Genomic DNA, 3543 nt, shown 5'->3' on the forward strand with positions numbered 1-3543 from the left:
CGGTCAGGCGTCGGCCTCGCGGTCGAGGCGCGTCGAGCCGGGCGCGCAGGGCGATGTACCCGGGGTCGGCGAGGCTCGTGAGCCGGCCGAGTTGCCGCACGGCGTCGGCGTCGCCGCAGCCCATCTCGGTGGCGCACCACCGCCGGATCAGGTCGGCGCTGCCGCTCACCCGCACCAGGGCGCCGACCGCGGCGGTGAGTTCCGCCCGCAGCGGTTCGATCGCCCGGGCGGTTGAACGCTCCAGCAGCGGCCCGGTGTACACATCGAGGGCCGCCGACACCTGGCCTTCCCGCACGAGTCGGAGCACCCGCCCGACGTCCGAGACTCCCTGAGCGGCGGGGGCGAGCCGGTAGGGGCTCGACTCGAGCAGGCTGCCGAGGATCAGGCGGATGCGATGCATTTCGATCCGAATTGTGGCGGCCGCGCCGGTTTCACCGTGCACCTCGTACGCGAGCTCGTCCGCGGTGAAGCCGCGCGGCCGCGAGTCGAGCAGGGCGAGGATTTCCGCCCGGCGCAGCGACAGCGGCATCCGCTGCCCGTCGGCGCGGATCACGGCGGGGGAGCCGCCAAGCAGCTCGAGCGACACGAACCCGGGCGTGCGCGCGGCTCGAGGGCGGGCCTCCGGCGGGCGCGACCGCAGCAGTTCTTCGGCGAGGCGTACGCCCACCTTCACCATTCTCACGCTGTCGACCGACACGGTGTTGAGCGGGCCCGACACGTTTAGCACGCCGACCACGAGCCCGGTGGCCGGGTCGCGGATGGGCGACGCCGTGCACACCCACTCGTGGTGCGTGCGCACGAGGTGTTCGGCGGAAAACAGCTGGGCCGTGCGCCCGTTGATCACGGCCTCGCTGATGGCGTTCGTGCCGATGCCGGTCTCGGACCAGTCGGCGCCCTCAACGAACTCGAGGGTGTCGGCGCGGCGCAGCACGCTCGCGCTGCCCACCCGCCAGAGGATCTCACCGGTGGCATCGGCCATCACCAGCAGATGCTGCCCGTCGCTGCTCTCGTCGGCGAGCAGTTCGCTCAAGGCCGGCATGACCGCCTGCAGAATGTGAGAGCGTCGCGACGACACGATCTCGCTCACTTCGTGCAGGTGCCGGGGCAGGTGCGCGTCGGGATTGATGCCGGCCGCGAGGGAGCGCTGCCACGACTGCTGCACGGCAGGGGAGATATCGGACTGGGGTGCGCCGGCGAGGGTTTTTTCGTGGGCGGCGCGCAGCATCCGGTCGTATTCGAGGGGTGAAGAAAACCGCAGGTCAGGCGGGATCGATGACGAAACCTGTGCCATGTGCTGTCTCCTTCGTGTGACGACGGATGCCAGCCAATCGAAGGTGTAACGCCTATGTAACCCTCGAGGCCCTGTACTGGAGTAAGTGATCACGCTCGAATCAGCGCGACGGGGCCATCGTACCGTCGCCGCCCGAGCGGATTGCCATCAGCGCCCACAAAGGAGTGAATATGCCTGAAACACCCAGCACCGAAACCCCCAGCACCACAGCGCCGGGCACCGACGCACCCGAAGCACCTGAATCACCGAGCGACATCGTGCAGGCCTGGCTCACCGAGCTCGACCGCACGTTGCAGGCCGGCGACATCGCCGCGGCTCTCGACCTGTTCGACGACGACTGCTACTGGCGGGACTTCGTCTCGTTCACCTGGAACCTCAAGACCCTCGAGGGCAAGGCCGACATCGAGCGGATGCTCACGGCCACGCTCGACAGCGTCAAGCCGAGCGGGTGGGTGCTCGCCGAGCCGGCCACCGGAGACGCCGCCAACGCGGAAGCCTGGGTGAACTTCGAGACCGCCCAGGCCCGCGGCTACGCGCACCTCCGGCTGCGCAACGGAAAGTGCTGGACGATTCTGACAACGATGCAGGAACTCAAGGGCTTCGAGGAGAAGAAGAACTTCAGTCGGGAGACCGGCGTCTCACACGTGATCGAGAAGGGCCGCAAGTCCTGGCTCGAGAAGAAGGAGGAGCGCGAGGCTCGGCTCGGCTACGAGGAGCAGCCCTACTGCGTGATCGTGGGCGGCGGTCAGGGCGGCATCGGACTGGCCGCGCGGATGCGACGGCTCGGCGTACCCACGATCGTGATCGAGAAGAACGCCCGGCCCGGTGACTCGTGGCGAAACCGCTACAAGTCCCTGCACCTGCACGACCCGGTCTGGTACGACCACCTGCCCTACATGAAGTTTCCGGAAGACTGGCCGGTGTTCGCCTCGAAAGACAAGATCGGCGATTGGCTCGAGCACTACACGCGCATCATGGAGCTGAACTACTGGTCGAGCACCGAGTGCACGAAGGCCGCGTTCGACGAAGAGGCGCAGGAATGGGTTGTGCAGGTCGTGCGCGAGGGCAAGCCCGTCACCCTGCGGCCGAAGCAGCTCATCTTCGCTCTCGGTGTCTCCGGTTACCCGAACACCCCGGTGTTCGAGGGCGCCGACACGTTCCTCGGCGAGCAGCACCACTCGTCCAAGCACGGGGGCGGTGGCGACTGGACGGGTAAAAAGGCCGTCGTGATCGGGTCGAACAACTCGGCCCACGACATCTGCGCCGACCTGTGGGAGAACGGCGCGGAGGTCACCATGGTGCAGCGCTCGTCCACCCACATCGCGCGCAGCGACGCGCTGATGGACCTCGCGCTCGGTGGGCTGTACTCCGAGCAGGCGCTGGCGAACGGGGTGACCACCGAGAAGGCCGACCTGCTGTTCGCATCCCTGCCGTATCGCATCCTGCCGGCCGCACAGATTCCCGTCTACGAGCAGATGGCCGAACGCGACGCCGAGTTCTACTCCCAGCTCGCGGCCGTCGGCTTCGACCTGGACTTCGGCACCGACGGTTCCGGGCTGTTCCTGAAGTACCTGCGCCGTGGCTCGGGCTACTACATCGACGTGGGCGCCTCCCAGCTGCTCATCGACGGCCGGGTCGCGGTGAAGTCGGGGCAGCTGGCCTCGATCACGCCCGACTCCGTGGTGATGGCCGACGGGTCGACACTGCCCGCCGACCTGATCGTCTACGCCACGGGTTACGGCTCGATGAACGGCTGGCTCGCCGACCTCGTGTCGCCCGAGGTCGCCGATCAGGTGGGCCGCTGCTGGGGCTACGGCTCCGACACTCCGAAGGATCCGGGGCCGTGGGAGGGGGAGCTGCGCAACATGTGGAAGCCCACCAATGTGCCGCAGCTGTGGATTCACGGCGGTAACCTGCACCAGAGCCGGCATTACTCCAACTACCTCGCGCTGCAGATCAAGGCGCGCATGGAAGGCCTGGAGACCCCGGTGTTCGAGCTGCAGGAGTCGCACTTCACGCGCTAGGTTGCCCCGATTGAGTCGTCATCACGTCATGGCACTCGTTTGTGAGGCGGGCACTCGTTCAGACGAGTGCCCGCCTCACAAACGGGTGCCGCGAGCCTTGTGTGGCGGGGTGCCGCCTCACAAACGAGTGCCGCGAGCCGTGTGTGGCGGGGTGTCGCCTCGCAAACGGGTGCCGCGAGCCGTGTGTGGCGGGGTGCCGCCTCGCAAACGGGTGCCGCGAGCCTTGTG

General features: G+C 67.9%; 2 protein-coding genes. One reads left to right on the plus strand and one right to left on the minus strand.

All coding sequences use genetic code 11. From position 1 onward, the window contains the following. Positions 1–1291, minus strand: a 1291-nt coding sequence (locus JF66_RS16255) for a hypothetical protein (protein WP_035879664.1), incomplete at its 3' end; no start/stop codon positions are given. A gap of 170 nt (positions 1292–1461) precedes the next feature. Between JF66_RS16255 and JF66_RS16260 the strand changes: the two genes are divergently transcribed. Continuing rightward, positions 1462–3315 (plus strand): NAD(P)/FAD-dependent oxidoreductase, encoded by a 1854-nt coding sequence (locus JF66_RS16260; protein ID WP_081882455.1) that lies wholly within the window; start codon positions 1462–1464, stop codon positions 3313–3315. Positions 3316–3543: the final 228 nt, after the last annotated feature.

Origin of the sequence: Cryobacterium sp. MLB-32, assembly GCF_000738085.1 — a bacterium.
Lineage (GTDB): Bacteria > Actinomycetota > Actinomycetes > Actinomycetales > Microbacteriaceae > Cryobacterium.